The following is a 17,683-nucleotide window of genomic DNA, read 5'->3' as shown; positions in this document are numbered from 1 at the left end:
GGGTGCGGGCCTGCCATGATGGGTGGGTGAGCGGCAACGACCACCTCGGCCAGCAGACCAGCGCGACCGTCGTCGCCCAGTCCAACCGCGAGGAGGCCATCGTCCGTGCCGGCTCGCAGCCGGTGCACGACGCGGACCGCCCGGAGGACTGGGGCTGGCACGGCGAGACCGGCAAGAAGGGTCGCATCGGCGTGGTCATCGCCGCGCTGATCCTGTTCTCGTTCCAGTTCACCAACCACGAGGGCGACGTCGAGAACATCTGGCTCAACGCGATCGCCGCCGGCCTGCTGGTGATCCTGGTGTGGGACTGGCGCCGCCGGAAGAACGCCTGGCGCTCGGAGTGAGCTGAGGCCGCGGCTCAGCCGAGGGGCACGGTCTCCTCGAGCTCGGGCTGCGGCGCGGCCACCGACGGGATCCCGGGGACCTCGCTGGCCGCCAGCTGACCGCAGGCGCCGTCGATGTCCTGGCCGCGGGTGTCGCGCACCGTCGTCGCCACGCCGTGGGCCCGCAGCCGGGCCACGAACTCGCGCTGCGCGGGCAGGGGGCTGGCGTCCCACTTGCTCCCCGGGGTCGGGTTGAGCGGGATCAGGTTCACGTGGGCCAGCCGCTTGGCCAGCCGCCGGCCAAGCAGGTCCGCGCGGAAGGGCTGGTCGTTGACGTCGCGGATGAGGGCGTACTCGATGGAGTACCGGCGGCCGGTGCGGCGGGCGTAGGCGTCGGCGGCCTCGAGCACCTCGGTCACGTTCCACCGGGTGTTCACCGGCACCAGTGTGTCGCGCAGCTCGTCGTCGGGGGCGTGCAGGCTCACCGCGAGGGTGACGTTGAGGCCCTCCTCGGTGAGCCGGTGGATGGCCGGCACCAGCCCGACGGTCGACACGGTCACCGACCGCTGCGCCAGGCCCAGGCCGTGCGGCGCCGGGGTGAGCAGCGCGTCGAGGGTGGTGCGCACCCGGTTGTAGTTGGCCAGCGGCTCACCCATGCCCATGAAGACCACGTTGGACAGCCGGCCGGGCCCGCCGGGGATCTCCCCCGAGGCCATCGCCGCCGCCGCGGCGACGGCCTGGCCGATGATCTCGGCGGCCGACAGGTTGCGGGTCAGCCCGCCCTGGCCGGTGGCGCAGAAGGGGCAGGCCATGCCGCAGCCGGCCTGGCTGGAGATGCAGACCGTGGCCCGGTCCGGGTAGCGCATGAGCACGCTCTCGACCAGTGCGCCGTCGTGCAGCCGCCACAGGGTCTTGCGGGTGCGGCCGCCGTCGGCGCTCTGGTGCCGGACCACGGTGAGCAGGCCGGGCAGCATGGCCTCGACGAGGTCGGCGCGGGCAGCGGCGGGCAGGTCGGTCATCGCGGCCGGGTCGGTCACCCCGGCGTAGAAGTGCCGGGCGAGCTGGTCGGCCCGGAAGGCGGGGTGGCCGAGCTCGGCGACGGCGGCGCGGGCCTGCTCGCGGGTGAGGTCGGCGAGGTGGCGCGGGGGCTTGGCCGCCCGGCGCGGGGCCTCGAAGACCAGGGGCAGCGGGTCGCGGGCCCCGGTGGGCTCGGTGGTGTCGGCAGTCATGACCGCACCACTGTCCCACTGCCCGGGGGTGTCGTGCGCCCGCCGGGTGGGTGAGATCGCTCCCGCTCAGCCCGCGGGGGTGTCCGTGGCGGTGACCGGGTCCGGGTCGACGGGCTCGCTCCCGGTACCGCTGCCGGGGTCGGGGGCGGGCGGGGTGCTCGGGTCCGGCACACCGGTCGGGTCGGTCGGCGCGGGGGCGGTCGTCGACGGCGGCGCGGACGCCGTCGTGGGGGCCGTCGAGGGTGCCGACGTGGGTGCCGTCGTGGGTGCCGACGTGGGTGCCGTGGTCGGCCCCGTGTCGCCGCCGTGCGTGGGGGCCGCGACGACCGGGCCGGCCGGGTCCGCGGCCGGCGGGGTGGCGACGCCCGGGTCGGTGACCGCCGGAGTCGCAGGCGCGGGGGTGGGCGCGGGCGGGTCCGGGACGACGACCGCGACCGGGGGCGCGGCCGCCGTCGCGGCGGGGCGGGGAACCGGGTCGGTCGTCGGGTCGCCGGCGGCCGGGGACGCCGACACCGGCGCGGACGCCGTGGACACGGGCCCCGTGCCCGGTGAGCCGAGCGGGACGGCACCGGCCCGGGGAGCTGCACTGCTCGACGGCGTCGCCGGGGCACCGGTCGCTGCGGGCACCGCGGCCGGACCGCCGACGACCGCGGCGAGCAGCACGGCGGTGACGACCAGCGCCACCGCGGCCACGGCGACCGCCACCCGGCGGCCCAGCGGCACCGCGGGCGGGGCCGGTGCCCGGGGCGTCGCCGCCGGCGGCTCCCCCGACGGCGTCGCGGTCACCCAGTCGGGCAGCCAGCCGTCGTCCCAGCCGTCGCCGGGGTCGGGTGACCCGCCCGGCGGCGGGACGGCGGGACCGGTCACGGGAACTCCTCGGGGCGGGCACGGCGAGCGGGACCATGCTGCCGCCCGCCGGTCCGTCCACCGCGGAGGCGCGACGACCCACAGCGATCTAGTGGTCACCGCCGGTGAGGTCGGCGTGCTGGCGGACCCAGCCGTGCATGGCGATGCCGGCAGCGACCCCGGCGTTGAGCGACCGGGTGGACCCGAACTGCGAGATGGAGACGGTCAGGTCGGCCCCGGCGCGGGCCTCCGCGGTCAGGCCCGGGCCCTCCTCGCCGAACAGCAGGACGCACCGCCGGGGCAGCTCGGCGGTCTCCAGCGGCACCGCGCCGGGGCCGTTGTCCACCGCCACCACGGCCAGGCCGGCACCCCGGGCGTGGTCCAGCAGCCCGGCGACGTCGGGGTGGTGGCGCAGGTGCTGGTAGCGGTCGGTGACCATCGCGCCCCTCCGGTTCCACCGACGCCGGCCGATCACGTGCACCTCGGCGGCGAGGAAGGCGTTGGCGGTGCGGACCACCGTCCCGATGTTCAGGTCGTGGCCGAAGTTCTCGATCGCCACGTGGAAGTCGTGCCGGCGACGGTCCAGGTCGGCCACGACCGCCTCGACAGTCCAGTACCGGTAGCGGTCGACGACGTTGCGGCGGTCGCCCTCGGCCAGCAACCGCGGGTCGTAGCGCGGGTCCTGGGGCCACGGGCCCACCCACGGCCCGACCCCGACCGTGCTCCCCCACTCGGTCGGTCCGGCCTGCTCGTCCACCACGGCAGCCTAGGTCGGTCGGTGGGTGGTTGAGTCCGGTGCGTGCTGCTCCACCTGATCACCGTGCCCGACTGGGCGCAGGCCTCGGCCCGGGGCGGCGTCGACCCGCTGCCCGAGGTGGGCTTCGTGCACCTGTCCGCGCCCGAGCAGGTGCACCTGCCCGCGCAGCGGCTGTTCGACGACCGGGACGACGTCGTCCTGCTGGTGGTCGACGAGCGACGGCTGACCGACCCGGTCCGCTGGGAGCCCGGCGTGCCCGGGGACCCGGCGGCGATGCGGTTCCCGCACCTGTACGGCCGGTTGCCGGTGGACGCCGTCGTCCGCGCGGTGCCCTGGCCCCGCCCGCGCGGCGCGGGCGACCCGCCGCCCCTCTAGGCCGGGACGAGCGCGGACAGCAGCAGGTAGGCCACGACCGCCGAGGGCAGCAGGGAGTCCATCCGGTCCATCAGGCCGCCGTGGCCGGGCAGCAGCGTGCCCATGTCCTTGATGCCGAGGTCGCGCTTGATCAGCGACTCCGCCAGGTCGCCGACCGTCGCGGTCGCGGCCATCGCCACGCCGAACACCACCCCGCCCCACCACGGCCCGTGGAAGGTGAGGGTGATGACCAGCACGCCGATCAGCACGCAGGCGGTGACCGACCCGGCGAAGCCCTCCCAGGACTTCTTCGGGCTGATCCGCTTGGCCATCGGGTGCTTGCCGAACAGCACGCCGGCCGCGTAGCCGCCCACGTCGCTGCAGACCACGGTCGCGATGAACAGCAGCACCCGGGCCGCGCCGTCGTCGGGCGCCAGCAGCAGCACCGCGAACCCGGCCAGCAGCGGCACGTAGAGCGCCACCAGGACGGCGGCGGACGTGTCGCGCAGGTAGCCCACGGGCCCGTCGCCCAGCCGCCAGAGCAGCACCGCCACCACGGTGGTGAAGAAGGCCACCACCAGACCCGAGGGCCCGCGGACCCAGGCCAGGCCCAGCATCAGCACGCCGCCGACCAGCACCGGGGGCAGCGGGGGCCGGTAGCCGCCGTTGTCCAGCGCCCGCACCAGCTCGGTCACGCTGACCACCACGGCCAGGGCGACGACGAGCAGGAAGCTCGGCCGGTAGAGGAACAGCGAGGCGATGACCACCGCGCCGAGCCCGGCACCGACGCCGACGGCGGCGCCCAGGTCGCGCCCGGCCCGGCTGACCCGGGGGGCGCCCGAGGGGGTCTCGGCCGGCGGCCGGCCGGTGGCCTCGGCACCCAGTGCGTCGGGCAGCGCCGTCACCGGCGGCTCCTCGCCGTCGGCGGCTGCGTCGCGGTCGCCTGGGCCGTCGCCGTCGGGCACGGTGGGCAGCACCCGCGGCAGCGGCGGCACCGGCCGTGCGGCGCCGCCGGCCGGCGGCCGGCCGACCAGCGGCAGCGCCTCGGTCGAGGGCTCCGCGACCCGGGCACGCCCACGGCCCGGTCGCTGCGGACCGGGGGGCGGGGTCGGGACGGCGGCCATCGGGTGCTCGGCGTCGGCTGGTGCGGGGCCGCTCAGACCTCGAGCAGCTCGGCTTCCTTGTTCTTCATGGCCTCGTCGATGCCGGCCACGTGCTGGGCGGTGAGGTCGTCGAGGTCCTTCTCCGCGCGGCGGACGTCGTCCTCGCCGGCCTCGCCGTCCTTGACGATGCGGTCGAGCTCCTCCTTGGCCCGGCGGCGCACGTTGCGGATCGCGATCTTGGCGTCCTCGCCCTTGGACCGGGCCTGCTTGACCAGGTCGCGGCGGCGCTCCTCGGTCAGCTGCGGGAAGTTGACCCGGATGATCTGGCCGTCGTTGCTCGGGTTGACGCCGAGGTCGGAGTTGCGGATCGCGGTCTCGATGGCGTTCAGCTGGCCGGCGTCGTAGGGCTTGATGACGGCCATCCGCGCCTCGGGGACGGTGATGGAGGCCATCTGCGGCACCGGGGTGGGCGCGCCGTAGTAGTCGACGACGATCCGGTTGAACATGCTCGGCGCGGCGCGGCCGGTGCGGACCGAGCCGAGGTCCTCGCGGGCGACCGACAGGGCCTTGTCCATCCGCTCCTCGGCGTCGAGCAGGGTGTCGTCGATCACGTGTGTCTCCTCCTGTGGCCCGCGGGCCGGTGGTGCGGGGTGGTCGGTGCCGGTGGCCTCAGGCGGACCGGCTGATCAACGTGCCGATCCTCTCACCCGCGACCGCACGGGCGATGTTCCCGTCCTGGAGCAGGTTGAACACCACGATCGGCATGCGGTTGTCCATGCACAGGCTGATCGCGGTGGCGTCGGCGACGGCGAGCTGGTCGGCCAGCACGGTCGAGTAGTCCAGGTCGGAGTACATGGTCGCGGTGGGGTCGGTGCGGGGGTCGGCGGTGTACACGCCGTCCACGCCGTTCTTGGCCATGAGCAGGACCTGGCACTCGATCTCCAGGGCCCGCTGGGCGGCGACGGTGTCGGTGGAGAAGTAGGGCATGCCCGCGCCGGCGCCGAAGATGACGACGCGGCCCTTCTCCAGGTGCCGCATGGCCTTGCGCGGGATGTAGGGCTCGGCGACCTGGCCCATGGTGATGGCGGTCTGCACGCGGGTCTCGATGCCGGCCTTCTCGCAGAAGTCCTGCAGGGCCAGGCAGTTCATGACCGTGCCGAGCATGCCCATGTAGTCGGCGTGCCCGCGGTCCATGCCGGCCTGGGAGAGCTCGGCGCCGCGGAAGAAGTTGCCGCCGCCCACGACGATGGCGACCTGGGTGCCCCGGCTGACCACGGTGGCCAGCTGCTCGGCGATGTCACGGATCACGGCGGGGTCGACGCCGACGCCGCCACCCCCGAACGCCTCGCCCGACAGCTTCAGCAGGACGCGGTCGTAGCCGTCCGTGCCGGCGGCCTTGAAGGCGGTGGGGGCGGACAGCGGGAGCTGGTCGGTCATCGGCGGTCTCGTGGTCCTCTCGCGGGTGGTGTCGTCTCGCATCCTGCCCGACCGGGGCCGGACAGACCTCCGGCCCCGCCCCCCGGTGCGGGGGACGGGGCCGGAGCGTGGATCAGGACTGGCCGACCTCGAACCGGGCGAACCGGTCGACGGTGAGCCCGGCCTCGTCGATGACCTGCTTCACCGTGCGCTTGGGCTCGGTGATGGAGGGCTGCTCGAGGAGGACGAAGTCCTTGTAGTAGGAGTTGACGCGCCCCTCGACGATCTTGGAGATCGCCTGCTCGGGCTTGCCCTCCTCCTTCGCGGTCTGCTCGGCCACGCGGCGCTCGGTCTCCACGGCCTCGGCCGGGACCTCGTCGCGGGTCAGGTAGCGCGGGCGGGCGGCGGCGATGTGCATCGCCAGCGACCGCGCGGCGTCCTCGGAGCCGGCCGAGTACTGCACCGCGACGCCGATGGCCGGGGGCAGGTCGGTGGCCCGCTTGTGCAGGTAGGTCGCGGTCGGGCCGTCGAAGATGGCGACCCGGGAGAGCACCAGCTTCTCGCCGATGCGGGCGGACTCGCCCTCGACCAGCTTCTCGACGGTCTGGCCGTCGACCTCGGTGGCCAGCAGCGCGGCGGCGTCGGCCGGCTTGTGCTCCAGCGCGATGTCGAGCAGCCGCTCGGCCAGCGCGGCGAAGTCGGTGTTCTTGGCGACGAAGTCGGTCTCGCAGTCGAGCTCGAGCAGCGCACCGTCGCGGCTGACGACCAGCCCGTTGGTGGTGGAGCGCTCCAGCCGCTTGCCGACGTCCTTGGCGCCCTTGACGCGCAGGATCTCGACGGCCTTGTCGTAGTCGCCGTCGGCCTCGGTGAGGGCCTTCTTGCAGTCCATCATGCCGGCGCCGGCGGCGTCGCGGAGACGCTTGACGTCGGCAGCGGTGACAGCAGCCATGTCACTTCCTCTTCTGTGGGAACGGGTGGGGACACGCCGCGGCGCCGCCGTCCGACCTCGCGGACGGACGGCGGCGCCGTCGGGTCACGCCTGGTTCGTGCTGTCCTGGACGATCTCGGTCACGGCGGGGTCGCCGGCGTTGGGCGCCTGCTCCTGCTCGCTGACCACGGACTCCTGCTCCGGCGCGGCCGGGACGGAGCTGTCGGCCGGCGCGGCGGCGTCGGCGCCCTGCCCACCGGTCAGCAGCTCCTTCTCCCAGTCGGCCAGCGGCTCGGCCTCGGCACCGGCGGGGGCGTCGCCCTCACCGCGGCCGGCGTTGGCCTGCGCGGCCGAGCGGGCCATCAGGCCCTCGGCGACGGCGTCGGCGATCACGCGGGTCAGCAGGGCGGCGCTGCGGATGGCGTCGTCGTTGCCCGGGATCTTGTAGTCGACCTCGTCGGGGTCGCAGTTGGTGTCGAGGATCGCGACGACGGGGATGCCCAGCTTGCGGGCCTCGCCGACGGCGATGTGCTCCTTCTTGGTGTCGACGACCCACACGGCGCTCGGGACCTTCTTCATGTCCCGGATGCCGCCGAGGGAGCGCTCGAGCTTGGCCTTCTCGCGGGAGAGGACCAGCTGCTCCTTCTTGGTCAGGCCGTTGATCGCGCCGGTCTGCTCCAGGTCCTCCAGCTCCTTCAGGCGCTCGAGGCGCTTGAAGACGGTCTGGAAGTTGGTGAGCATGCCGCCCAGCCAGCGCTGGTTGACGTAGGGCATGCCGACCCGGGTCGCCTGCTCGGCGATGACCTCCTGCGCCTGGCGCTTGGTCCCGATGAACATGATCGAACCGCCGTGCGCGACGGTCTGCTTCACGAACTCGTAGGCCTGGTCGATGTAGCCCAGCGTCTGCTGGATGTCGATGATGTAGATGCCGTTGCGCTCGGTGAAGATGAAGCGCTTCATCTTCGGGTTCCAGCGACGGGTCTGGTGCCCGAAGTGGACCCCGCTGTCGAGCAGGTTCTTCATGGTGACGACAGCCACGTGGCGCCGCCTCTCTGTGCACGCGCGGCACCCGGCCCTCCGGCCGGTCCACCGCGCTTCCCGGTTGTCGCGGCGCACCGGGTGGTGCACCGCCCTGGCGTCCTGCGGGCCACCTGCACCCGTGCTGGACGGGACCGGGGTGGGCGCCGCCCCACCGCTGGGGTGGGAGGAGGACGCGCGAAGTCGACCGGCCTCGGACCGGTCGCAGGGGCGAGCATACCCGCTGCCCGGGTGTCCCCGTCCGCGGTCCTCCACAGCCCCGGCCGCCGTCCACAGATCCGCTCCGCCTCCCCCGCGCCGGCCCCGCGGCGGGGACGGTCGCGGGGTGCCCGTCCTCCGCCTCGTCCTGCTCGTCGTGCTCGCCGGTGCCCTGCTCACCGGGGCGGGCCCGGCGGCGTCCGCCGCACCGTCGGCGGCTGCCGCCGGGCTCTACCGCTGGCCGCTGGACGGCGTCCCCGCGGTCACCCGCCCCTTCGACCCGCCGGCCACCGTCTACGGGGCCGGGCACCGCGGCGTCGACCTCGCGGCCGTCCCGGGCGCAGCAGTGCTCTCGGCCGGCGCGGGGGTGGTGGCGTTCGCCGGGCTGGTCGCCGGTCGCCCGGTGGTCAGCGTCGACCACCCCGACGGCGTGCGGACCACCTACGAGCCGGTGCAGCCGGGTGTCGCGGCGGGGCAGGCGGTGGCCCGCGGGTCCCCGCTCGGGGTGCTGCTGCCCGGCCACCCCGGCTGCCCGGCGGCGGCCTGCCTGCACTGGGGCGCCCGCACGGGCCCGTCGGCCTACCTGGACCCGCTGCGGCTGCTCACTCCCCCGCGGGTCCGGCTGCTGCCGTGGGTCTGACCGGGGTGCCCTGGTGGGACCACAGTCGCCACGCGTCGTCGGTGCGGCGCCACCGCCGGCGGCGCCGGCGGGTCAGTCGCGGTGCCAGTGCACCGCGCCGGCGGCACTGGTGGCGAGCACGAGCAGGGACAGGACGGCGCTGCGGGTGCGGGTGTCGCCCTGCCGGGTGGCCACGAGCACCGCCGCGGCGTCGACCGCGGTGAGCAGCAGCGTCACCTCGGTGGTGCGCCGCGCCTGCGGGGCGGGGCTGGCCAGCAGTGCGGCGCCCATCGCGATGTTGCGTGCGGCGACGAGGCGGACCAGCAGCGGCAGTGCCCGGTCCCGTGAGGTGGCGCGTGCGTCGACCCCCAGCAGGCGGGCCATCCGGCGGGGGGCGAACAGCGCCACCGTCCCCAGCCACATCGAGAGGGAGCCGATGGACAGCCGGGTCGTGGCCCACGGTGCGGTCATGGGCGGTCCGGTGCCCGCCGGTCACCAGGCCGAACCGGGGCGCAGCCGACGAGCACCAGCACGAGGGCGAGGAAGGGCAGCGTCACGACGCTGGCCAGCGCATCGCTGGCGGCCGCCACCGCGAAGGCTCCCGCACCCGGCGTGTCGAGCGGGCCGAGGACCCGGTCCGCCCCCAGGGCGGCGACCGAGGCGGGGACGGTGAGCACCGCCGACACCGCACCGCCGGCGACCACGCCCGCCAGCACCGTGCCCGGTGCGCGGCGCAACGCCCGCCAGCCGACCGCCGTCCCCCGGACCAGGGCGCCCCGCCACCGGGCCGGGCCACCGCGGGGCAGGTCGAGCAGGGCACCGGTGACCCAGAGCTGGGCCACGACCGCGGTGGCGACGCCGACGACGTCGACGGCCAGCGCGTGCCACCGGTCGGGGTCCTCCCAGACCAGCACCTGACGGAGGACGTCGGGCACGGTGTTGGCCGCGGTGGCCACCGCGGCCGCCGCGTAAGCCCGCCGGCGGTGGCGGACCAGCAGCGCCAGGGCGGCGGCCAGCACCGCGCGCACGCCGGTCCCGGCAGCGGCGTTCACCGCCGGGTGGCCACGCCCAGCAGCCACCGGCCCCCCGCGCGGCTGCGGTGGGTCCGCGCCGGGACGTCGAACCCCGCGTCCTCCAGCCCGACCAGGAGCTCGTCCTCGGTGAACCGGTCGGCCGGGTGCCGGGACACCAGCCGGAACCAGCGGGCGTCCAGCAGCCGGGCGGTCAGCTCGGTGTAGGCCAGCCGGCCTCCCGGGCGCAGCACCCGGGCGTACTCGGCGAGCGCGGCGGTCCAGTCCGGGAGGTGGTGCAGGGTGTGCAGCGACACGACCAGGTCCTGGCTGCCGTCGGGCACCGGCAGCGCGGTCGCGTCGGCGCGCTCGACGGTGACCCGGTCGCCCAGGTCGGCCAGCGCCCGCCGGGCGGACTCCACCGACGCCTGGTGCAGGTCGACGGCGCGCACCTGCCGGGCCCCGAGCGCGGTCACCGCGACCCGGGCGCCGAGCCCGCGGCGCCCGGTGCCGACGTCCAGGCACTGCTCGCCCCGGGCGCCGAGCCGGGCCAGGGTCGCCCCCTCCCAGCGCAGCCCGGCGTCGTACCTCGGCCTGCTGTCGACCCACAGCCGGGTGGCGTCGACGAGGGTGGGCGGCGGGCGCCGGTTCGCGGTCACCGCCCCGCGCTACCCGGCCCGCGGGGGGCTGTACGCGCCGGCGGACCGGGCGGTCCGCCGGGTGTCAGGCGATGTCGGCGAGCTTGGTGCGCAGGTGCAGGACGGCCTTGGTGTGCAGCTGGCAGATGCGGCTCTCGGTGACCCCGAGGACCCGGCCGATCTCGGCCAGGGTCAGGCCCTCGAAGTAGTAGAGGCTGACCACGACCTTCTCCCGGTCGGGCAGCTGCTCGACCGCGCGGGCCAGCAGCTGGCGGGCCTCCCCGTGCTCGGCCATGGCCTGCGGGTCGAGGGCGGAGGTGTCCTTCAGCGTGTCGACCAGCCGGGGTGCACCGCCCTCGTCGTCGCCGAGCAGCTCGTCCAAGGCGACCACGTTGACCAGCGACAGCTGGCCGAGGAACTTGCGGATCTCCTCGACGCCGACGCCCATCGCGTCGGCGACCTCGCTGTCGGTGGGGCTGCGCTGGAGCGTGGTCTCCAGGGAGGCGACGGTGCGCTCGAACTCGCGGGCCCGCATGCGCACCGACCGCGGGATCCAGTCGGTGGAGCGCAGCTCGTCGATGATCGCGCCGCGGATGCGGGCCATCGCGTAGCTCTCGAACTTGACCTCGCGCGAGGGCTCGTAGCGGGTGATCGCGTCGATGAGGCCGAAGGTGCCGTAGGAGACCAGGTCGGCCTGCTCGACGTGGGCCGGCAGGCCCGACCCCACCCGGCCGGCGACGTACTTGACCAGCGGCGCGTAGTGCAGGATCAGCCGGTCGCGGAGCGCGGCGTCGCGGCCCGAGACGTACCGCGCCCAGAGCTCGGCCAGGGCGGCGTCCGCGGCCGACGTGTCGGCCCGGTCGTCCTTGCGCGCGTCGGTCTGGCTGGTCCCCGTCACCGTGTGCTCCTCCTCAGGCCCGTGGGTGGGCCGCCGCGTGGACCGCCCGGAGCCGGTCGACCGTCACGTGCGTGTAGATCTGCGTCGTGGCGAGGCTAGCGTGGCCGAGCAGCTCCTGGACCGACCGCAGGTCGGCACCACCCTCCAGGACGTGGGTGGCCGCGGAGTGCCGCAGGCCGTGCGGGCCCAGGTCCGGGGCCCCGGGCACCGCCGCGGTGGCCGCGTGCACCACGCGCCGCACCTCCCGGGGGTCCAACCGGCCGCCGCGCAGACCCAGCAGCAGCGCCGGGCCGCTGCCCTCGCGGGCCAGCACCGGCCGGCCGTCGGACAGCCACGCCCGCAGCGCCCGCTCGGCGGGGACGCCGAAGGGCACGCTGCGCTCCTTGCGCCCCTTTCCGAGCACCCGCAGCAGCCGCCGGCCGTGGTCGACGTCGTCCAGGTCGAGACCCACCAGCTCGGCGACCCGGATGCCGCTGGCGTAGAGCAGGTCGACCACGAGCGCGTCGCGCAGCGCGACCGCCGCCTGCTCGGGCCCGGCGTCCTCGGGCAGCGGGCGGGGCGTCTCGGCCACCGCGCGGGCCTGGTCGGCGGTGAGCACCTCGGGGAGGGTGCGGTGGGCCCGAGGACTGGCCAGCCGCAGGCCGACGTCCTCGGGGGTCGCGCCGGTGCGCCGCAGGTGCGCGGTGAAGCTGCGTGCCGACGCGGCGCGGCGGGCGGTGGTCGACCTCCCGTCGCCGCGGGTGCGACCGAGCGCGAGCCAGCTGCGCAGGGTGCCGAGGTCCAGGTCGGTGACCTGCGTGCCGCCACGGCGGACCAGGTGGTCGAGCACGGAGACCACGTCGCCGGTGTAGGCGCGCACCGTGTGCGCGGACAGGTCGCGGCCGGCGGTGAGGTGCTCCACCCAGGCGTCCAGCGGCTCGGCCAGCGCCGGGGGCAGGGCCGCGCGCTGGGCGGCGGTCCGACCGGTCACGTCCCCGAGCCTGCGCGAGCGCCCGGGGCCTGGTCAACCGGGCTCGCCGATCGGGCACCCGGCCGGTGGGGCGACGGGGGGGACCTCTCAGCGGGTGCCCGCGTCCACGTCGTCGTGGGCGGAGACCACCGACCGGACAGCTCCCAGGTCCAGGTCGACGTGGCTCCCGCGGTAGGCGTCCCGGAACCCGTCGACGTCCGGGTACAGCACGCTGCGCCGCCGGTTCAGCGCCGTCAGGTGGTTCCTGATGGTGGCTTTCAGGTCGGGCGGGACGACGAGCGCGCAGAACGGCAGCTTCGTCGGCCGCCCTGCCTGGCGTCGCCCCTCGCCGAACAGCACGGTCAGCTTCTCCTTGCCCGGCGGGCGCCCGAGCTGGATCGGCAACCCGTCGATGCCGCCGCCCGGGCCGGTCCTCGGCACGACCCCGGAGAGGAAGAGTGCCTCCTGCGCTGCCGTCCGGGCATCGGGGACGGTCGGGCGGACGAGGAAGGGCTGCGCGTGGAGCGCGGACAGCCTGAGGGCACGTCGCAGGCCCCAGGCCAGCGGTTCGGACGGCAGGCCCCCGGTCTGCTGCTGGGGGTCGCTGGCCGGGTAGGTCGGCAGGCCGGTGACGTCGAACGCGAGGAGCACCCCGCCGACGTCGTCCTCCCCCTCGCAGGCGAACCAGAGCGCCGTCATCGGGTTGTGGGTGACGTCGAGCAGCCGGGTCGGGAGACCGTGGTGCTGCAGGTGCGCGAGCAGGTGGAGGTCGGAGGCGAGCGGGCCGACCTCGGGGGCGAGACCCCACGCACGGGCCTCGCGCAGGATCGCCAGCTCGTTCTGCCGCACCAGCAGCTCGTCGGGCAGCGGCTCGGCTTCGTCCACGATCAGCTCGCGGAGCAGCGAGGAGCGCACCCGGTGGCGCCGGTCGGTCGAGCCACGCCACACGTACTGGCGGCCCGGCGCGAGCGAGACGATGCGCATGATCGCCCGGAAGGCCTCGTCCTGGGTCTGCACGCGGTACCCCCACCCGCCGCGCACCCACTGCGGGTCGACCTGCTCAGCCACCCCGTCAGTCTCCGCCCTGCCGGTCGACACCACCGGTCACCGGCGGTCCCGGGTGACCCGCCAGCCGCCGGGGACCCGCTCCACCAGCTCGTGCAGCTCCAGCACGGGCAGCACCCGCAGCACGTCCAGCTCGGCGCAGCCGGCGACGGCGGCCAGCCGCTCCGGCGGGACGCCGATCCGCACCGGGCAGGCGTCCAGCACCCGGCGGGCGACGTCGGTGAGCTCGTCCCGCGGCGAGGAGGGCCGCGCGGGGACGTCGGCCAGGTCGGCGCCGATGCTGCCCACCTCCTCCAGCACCTCCCCCGCCGAGCTGACCAGCCGCGCCGGCGGGACGCCGCGCAGCAGCTGGTGCACCCCGACGCTCAGGGCGCTGGTGACCGGGCCGGGCACGCCCATCACCGGCCGGCCGAGCTCCCGTGCCCGGTTGGCGGTGGCCAGCGACCCCGACCGGGCGGCGGCCTCCACGACCACCGTGCCGCGGGACAGCGCCGCGATCAGCCGGTTGCGGACCAGGAACCGGTGGCCCAGCGGCGCCGACCCGGGTGGCCACTCGCTGACCACCAGGCCGTCCTCGAGCACCCGCTCCAGCAGGGTGGTGTGGCGTGGCGGATAGGCGCGGTCGACGCCGCAGGCCAGCACCGCGACCGTCGCTCCCCCGGCGGCCAGCGCACCCCGGTGGGCTGCGCCGTCGATGCCGGTGGCCGCGCCCGACACCGTCGTCCAGCCCCGGGACCACAGGTCGGCGGCCAGCTCGGCGGAGACGTGGTTGCCGTAGGCGGTGCTGGCCCGGGACCCGACCACGGCCACCGACCGGTCGGACAACTGGTCCAGCCGCGGCCGGCCGCGCACCCACAGGCCCAGCGGCGGCACGAGGGCGGCGGTGCGCTCGACCCCGCCGCCCTGCCGGTCGGAAGCCACGACGAGGTCGTGCAGCGCCCGGCCGGGCCACTCGTCGTCGCCGGGCACCACGAGCCGGGCGCCGATCCGCGCGGCGGTGAGCAGGTCGGCGAGGCTGCGGTCCTCGCCCCGGGCCGCGGCCTGGGCGGCGAACCGGGACGGGGCGGTGCCGGCGAGCAGGGACCGCACCGCGGCCACCTGACCGGTGGCGGCGACCCACCGCGCCAGCGCGGGGTCGCCGGGCTCGAACACCCGGGTGAGCCACGCCCCGGCCCGCTGCCGCACCCCGGGGTCGGCCGGGTCGCCGGCGACCACCGACGCCAGTGCGCCCTCGGCCACCGCGCTCACGCCGCGGCCGCCGGCAGCCGCAGGCCCAGTGCCTCGCCGACCTCGTCCGGGCCGGGCACCGTGCGGCCGGCCAGGTCGGCGAGCGTCCAGGCCACCCGCACCACCCGGTCCAGGCCCCGCAGGGACAGCGCCCCGCGCTCCAGGGCCCGCTCGGCCAGCGCGAGGGCCGGGCGCGGGACCGGCCACCGCTCGCGCAGCAGCCGGCCGGGGACCTCGCCGGTGGTGCGCAGGCCGGTGCCGGCCAACCGCTCGGCGGCGGCCCCGCGGGCGGCCCGCACCCGGGCGGCGACCACGGCGGTCGACTCGGGGGCCGCGACGCGGTCCAGCCAGCCCGCGCGGGTCACCGGCGGCAGCTGCACCCGCAGGTCGATGCGGTCCAGCAGCGGGCCCGAGAGCCGCGCCTGGTAGCGCCGGCGCTCCAGCGAGCCGCAGCTGCACGCGGCGTCGCCGGCCGGCGAGGCGCACGGGCAGGGGTTGGCCGCCAGCACCAGCTGGGTGCGGCAGGGGAAGGTCGCCGACCCGTGCGCGCGGTGGACGGTGACCGTGCCCCGTTCCAGCGGCTGGCGGAGGGAGTCGAGCACCGTGCGCGGGAACTCTGGCGCCTCGTCGAGGAACAGCACGCCGCCGTGGGCGCGGGACAGCGCGCCGGGCCGGATCTGGCCCGACCCGCCGCCCACCAGCGAGACAGCCGACGCCGAGTGGTGCGGCGCCTCGAACGGGGGCCGGGTGATCAGCGCCGCGCCCGGGGGCAGCGTGCCGGCGACCGACGCGACCGCGGTGACCTCGGTGGCCAGCTCGTCGTCCAGGATCGGCAGGATCCCGGGCAGCCGCTGGGCCAGCATGGTCTTGCCCGCCCCGGGCGGGCCGGACAGGAACAGGTGGTGACCGCCGGCGGCGGCGACCTCGACCGCGCGCCGGCCGGTCACCTGGCCCACCACGTCGGCGAGGTCGGGCCCGGGCGGCAGGGGCGGTGCCGGTGCCCGCTCGTGCGGGGCCAGGCGGGGACCGCGGCGCTGCAGGTGCGCGACCACCTCGCGCAGGTGGCCCGCGGCGAGCACCTGCACCCCGCCGACCAGCGCCGCCTCGTCGGCGACGGCGGCCGGCAGCACGACGGTGCCGAAGCCGGCGTCGCGGGCGGCCAGCACCCCGGGCAGCACGCCGCGCACCCCGCGCAGGGACCCGTCGAGGCCGACCTCGCCGAGGAACACCGGCTGGTCGACGTCGTGCAGCACGAGCTTGCCGGTGGCGGCCAGCGCCGCGACGGCCAGCGCCAGGTCGAAGCCGGCACCCTGCTTGGGCATCGCGGCCGGGGACAGCGCGATGGTCACCCGCCCGTCGGGGAAGGACCACCCGCAGCGGCGGACCGCCGCCCGGACGCGGTCGACGGACTGCCGGACCACCGCGTCGGGCAGCCCCACGAGCGAGAGCCCGGGTGCGCCGGGGGCGTCGTCCACGGCCACCTCGACCAGCGCGCCGGTGACCCCGACGAGGCCGACGGACCAGGTGCGCGCCTGCGCCATCAGAACGCCCCGCGCAGGTGGTCGACCGTGGCCCGGCCGGCGACCAGCAGCACCGCGACGACGTCGAAGCGCAGCCGGGCGGCCCGCTCGTCGTGCTCGTCCAGCCACCGGCCGGCCAGTTGCTTCATCCGGGCCTGCTTGACCGGGGTGACCGCCTGCACCGGGGACCCGTAGCGGGTGCCCGAGCGGGTCTTCACCTCGCAGAACACCAGCGCGTCGCCCTCGCGGGCGACGACGTCCAGCTCGCCGCGGGCGCAGCGCCAGTTGCGGTCGAGGACGGTCAGGCCGGCCGCCACCAGGTGGTCGACGGCCAGCTGTTCACCGCGGGCGCCGAGGGCGGCTCGTGAGGTCTGCACGCCGCCACCGTCGGGCCGGGCGGGCGGGTGCGGGGCCGCCGCGGCCGATCTGTGGACAGCACCCCCGCGTGTGGACGACGGCGGGCACGGCCGCCCGCCGTCGTGCTAGGGCCTCAGCTGCCCGGGCCCCGAGCGATGCCGGGGTCGTCGGGCAGCTCGAGGTCGGGCTTGTCCAGCTCCTCGACGTTGACGTCCTTGAACGTCACCACCCGCACGTTCTTCACGAACCGCGCGGGCCGGTACATGTCCCACACCCAGGCGTCGGAGAGCTTCAGCTCGAAGAACACCTCGCCGCCGGCCTCGCGGACCTGCAGGTCGACGGAGTTGGCCAGGTAGAAGCGCCGCTCGGTCTCCACCACGTAGGAGAACTGGCGGACGATGTCCTTGTACTCCCGGTAGAGCTGCAGCTCCATCTCGGTCTCGTACTTCTCGAGGTCCTCGGTGCTCATCGCAGACTCTCCACGGGCGTCGGGGACTGGTGCACCCGACCATCATCGTCCATCGGTGGTCGGCCGCCACGCGCGACGTGCGCGTCCCGGGCCCGGGCGACGTTGACGAACCGGTGCCGGTGCTCCGGGCAGGGGCCGAAGCGGTCCAGCGCGGCGGTGTGCAGGTCGGTGATGTAGCCCTTGTGCACGTCGAACTCGTAGTGCGGGAACCGGCGGTGCAGGTCGACCATCATCCGGTCCCGGGTCACCTTCGCCAGCACCGAGGCCGCGGCCACGCAGGCGGCCACCCGGTCGCCCTTCCAGACCGCCAGCGTGGGCTGGGCCAGGCCGCTGACCGGGAAGCCGTCGGTGAGCACGTAGTCCGGCGGCACGTCGAGGCCGCCGACGGCGCGGCGCAGCGCCTCGATGTTGGTCACGTGCATGCCGCGCTCGTCGAGCTCGGGGACGTCGACCACCACCACCGACCAGGACACCGCGCGGGCGACCACCTCGGCGTAGACGCGCTCGCGGGCGGCGGCGGTGAGCAGCTTGGAGTCGGCCAGGCCCGGCACCCGGCCCCGCCGTCCGGCCGGGAGGATGCACGCGGCCGCGACCAGCGGACCGGCGCAGGCGCCCCGGCCGGCCTCATCGGCCCCGGCCACGGCGGTGAAGCCGCGTCGGCGCAGCGAGCCCTCCATGGACCAGAGGGCGTCGGGGGCACGGGGTGGGGCAGCCATCGCCCCCCGACCCTACGACGAGC

At 76.0% G+C, this 17,683-nt stretch carries 22 protein-coding genes; 3 read left to right on the top strand and 19 right to left on the bottom strand.

From position 1 onward, the window contains the following. Positions 1 to 26: 26 nt before the first annotated feature. Positions 27 to 344: a DUF2631 domain-containing protein gene (locus BM158_RS07655; RefSeq protein WP_091555988.1), complete on the top strand. Its 318-nt coding sequence runs from the start codon at positions 27 to 29 to the stop codon at positions 342 to 344. A gap of 14 nt (positions 345 to 358) precedes the next feature. Here the strand turns inward: BM158_RS07655 and rlmN are convergent, their stop codons facing one another. The 3 genes from rlmN to BM158_RS07640 all read right to left on the bottom strand — a co-directional run bounded on the left by rlmN (position 359) and on the right by BM158_RS07640 (position 3,155). Beyond that, the gene (gene rlmN / locus BM158_RS07650) at positions 359 to 1,552 is read right to left on the bottom strand and encodes a dual-specificity RNA methyltransferase RlmN (protein WP_091555986.1); all 1,194 of its coding nucleotides are present in this window, start codon (positions 1,550 to 1,552) and stop codon (positions 359 to 361) included. 66 nt (positions 1,553 to 1,618) lie between these two features. After that, the gene (locus tag BM158_RS07645) at positions 1,619 to 2,419 is read right to left on the bottom strand and encodes a hypothetical protein (protein WP_091555985.1); all 801 of its coding nucleotides are present in this window, start codon (positions 2,417 to 2,419) and stop codon (positions 1,619 to 1,621) included. Positions 2,420 to 2,507: 88 nt separating this feature from the next. Continuing rightward, entirely contained in the window at positions 2,508 to 3,155 is a 648-nt protein-coding gene (locus BM158_RS07640; protein ID WP_091556468.1) for a TrmH family RNA methyltransferase, read from the bottom strand. A gap of 42 nt (positions 3,156 to 3,197) precedes the next feature. On the opposite strand from BM158_RS07640, the gene BM158_RS07635 reads away from it, so the two are divergent. Further along, positions 3,198 to 3,530, top strand: a complete 333-nt coding sequence (locus tag BM158_RS07635; RefSeq protein ID WP_091555983.1) for a DUF952 domain-containing protein — start codon at positions 3,198 to 3,200, stop codon at positions 3,528 to 3,530. Here the strand turns inward: BM158_RS07635 and BM158_RS07630 are convergent. The 5 genes from BM158_RS07630 to rpsB all read right to left on the bottom strand — a co-directional run bounded on the left by BM158_RS07630 (position 3,527) and on the right by rpsB (position 7,994). Next, a complete protein-coding gene (locus tag BM158_RS07630; RefSeq protein WP_091555981.1) occupies positions 3,527 to 4,633 on the bottom strand; it encodes a phosphatidate cytidylyltransferase in 1,107 nt (368 codons plus the stop codon). The two genes, BM158_RS07635 and BM158_RS07630, sit on opposite strands and share 4 nt — an antisense overlap. A 32-nt stretch (positions 4,634 to 4,665) precedes the next feature. Next, a complete protein-coding gene (gene frr, locus BM158_RS07625; RefSeq protein ID WP_091555980.1) occupies positions 4,666 to 5,223 on the bottom strand; it encodes a ribosome recycling factor in 558 nt (185 codons plus the stop codon). Between the two features lie 58 nt (positions 5,224 to 5,281). Beyond that, positions 5,282 to 6,049 (bottom strand): UMP kinase, encoded by a 768-nt coding sequence (gene pyrH / locus BM158_RS07620; RefSeq protein WP_091555977.1) that lies wholly within the window; start codon positions 6,047 to 6,049, stop codon positions 5,282 to 5,284. A 112-nt stretch (positions 6,050 to 6,161) separates the two neighbouring features. Further along, the gene (gene tsf, locus BM158_RS07615; protein ID WP_091555976.1) at positions 6,162 to 6,977 is read right to left on the bottom strand and encodes a translation elongation factor Ts; all 816 of its coding nucleotides are present in this window, start codon (positions 6,975 to 6,977) and stop codon (positions 6,162 to 6,164) included. An 84-nt stretch (positions 6,978 to 7,061) separates the two neighbouring features. Continuing rightward, entirely contained in the window at positions 7,062 to 7,994 is a 933-nt protein-coding gene (gene rpsB, locus BM158_RS07610; protein ID WP_091555974.1) for a 30S ribosomal protein S2, read from the bottom strand. A 325-nt stretch (positions 7,995 to 8,319) separates the two neighbouring features. Between rpsB and BM158_RS22325 the strand changes: the two genes are divergently transcribed. After that, positions 8,320 to 8,832: a M23 family metallopeptidase gene (locus BM158_RS22325; protein WP_229827577.1), complete on the top strand. Its 513-nt coding sequence runs from the start codon at positions 8,320 to 8,322 to the stop codon at positions 8,830 to 8,832. 72 nt (positions 8,833 to 8,904) lie between these two features. On the opposite strand, the gene BM158_RS07600 is transcribed toward BM158_RS22325, so the two are convergent. From BM158_RS07600 to BM158_RS07550, 11 genes are all read right to left on the bottom strand, one after another. Further along, positions 8,905 to 9,282: a DUF4267 domain-containing protein gene (locus tag BM158_RS07600; RefSeq protein WP_091555972.1), complete on the bottom strand. Its 378-nt coding sequence runs from the start codon at positions 9,280 to 9,282 to the stop codon at positions 8,905 to 8,907. Next, on the bottom strand, positions 9,279 to 9,863 hold the full coding sequence (locus BM158_RS21730; protein ID WP_091555970.1) for a hypothetical protein: 585 nt from the start codon (positions 9,861 to 9,863) through the stop codon (positions 9,279 to 9,281). The genes BM158_RS07600 and BM158_RS21730 overlap by 4 nt, the downstream gene beginning before the upstream one ends. Beyond that, entirely contained in the window at positions 9,860 to 10,480 is a 621-nt protein-coding gene (locus BM158_RS07590; protein ID WP_091555969.1) for a class I SAM-dependent methyltransferase, read from the bottom strand. Before BM158_RS07590 ends, BM158_RS21730 begins: the two co-directional genes overlap by 4 nt. A gap of 64 nt (positions 10,481 to 10,544) precedes the next feature. Then, the gene (gene whiG, locus BM158_RS07585) at positions 10,545 to 11,357 is read right to left on the bottom strand and encodes an RNA polymerase sigma factor WhiG (RefSeq protein WP_091555967.1); all 813 of its coding nucleotides are present in this window, start codon (positions 11,355 to 11,357) and stop codon (positions 10,545 to 10,547) included. 13 nt (positions 11,358 to 11,370) lie between these two features. Further along, positions 11,371 to 12,327: a tyrosine recombinase XerC gene (locus BM158_RS07580; RefSeq protein ID WP_091555964.1), complete on the bottom strand. Its 957-nt coding sequence runs from the start codon at positions 12,325 to 12,327 to the stop codon at positions 11,371 to 11,373. Positions 12,328 to 12,414: 87 nt separating this feature from the next. Next, positions 12,415 to 13,374 carry an FRG domain-containing protein gene (locus tag BM158_RS07575; RefSeq protein WP_091555962.1) on the bottom strand — a complete coding sequence of 320 codons (960 nt, stop codon included), beginning with the start codon at positions 13,372 to 13,374 and terminating at the stop codon, positions 12,415 to 12,417. A gap of 36 nt (positions 13,375 to 13,410) precedes the next feature. Beyond that, a complete protein-coding gene (dprA, locus tag BM158_RS07570; protein WP_091555960.1) occupies positions 13,411 to 14,619 on the bottom strand; it encodes a DNA-processing protein DprA in 1,209 nt (402 codons plus the stop codon). Further along, complete coding sequence (locus BM158_RS07565) at positions 14,616 to 16,139, bottom strand: YifB family Mg chelatase-like AAA ATPase (RefSeq protein ID WP_091555958.1); 1,524 nt, start codon at positions 16,137 to 16,139, stop codon at positions 14,616 to 14,618. The genes dprA and BM158_RS07565 overlap by 4 nt, the downstream gene beginning before the upstream one ends. Continuing rightward, entirely contained in the window at positions 16,139 to 16,495 is a 357-nt protein-coding gene (locus tag BM158_RS07560; RefSeq protein WP_091555956.1) for a YraN family protein, read from the bottom strand. Before BM158_RS07560 ends, BM158_RS07565 begins: the two co-directional genes overlap by 1 nt. 113 nt (positions 16,496 to 16,608) lie before the next feature. Then, positions 16,609 to 16,944: a DUF2469 domain-containing protein gene (locus BM158_RS07555; protein ID WP_091555954.1), complete on the bottom strand. Its 336-nt coding sequence runs from the start codon at positions 16,942 to 16,944 to the stop codon at positions 16,609 to 16,611. Next, the gene (locus BM158_RS07550) at positions 16,941 to 17,660 is read right to left on the bottom strand and encodes a ribonuclease HII (protein WP_091555952.1); all 720 of its coding nucleotides are present in this window, start codon (positions 17,658 to 17,660) and stop codon (positions 16,941 to 16,943) included. Before BM158_RS07550 ends, BM158_RS07555 begins: the two co-directional genes overlap by 4 nt. Positions 17,661 to 17,683 lie beyond the last annotated feature (23 nt).

It is taken from the genome of Klenkia taihuensis, assembly GCF_900112525.1.
Classification (GTDB): domain Bacteria; phylum Actinomycetota; class Actinomycetes; order Mycobacteriales; family Geodermatophilaceae; genus Klenkia; species Klenkia taihuensis.
This window is presented reverse-complemented; position numbering and strand designations above follow the sequence as displayed.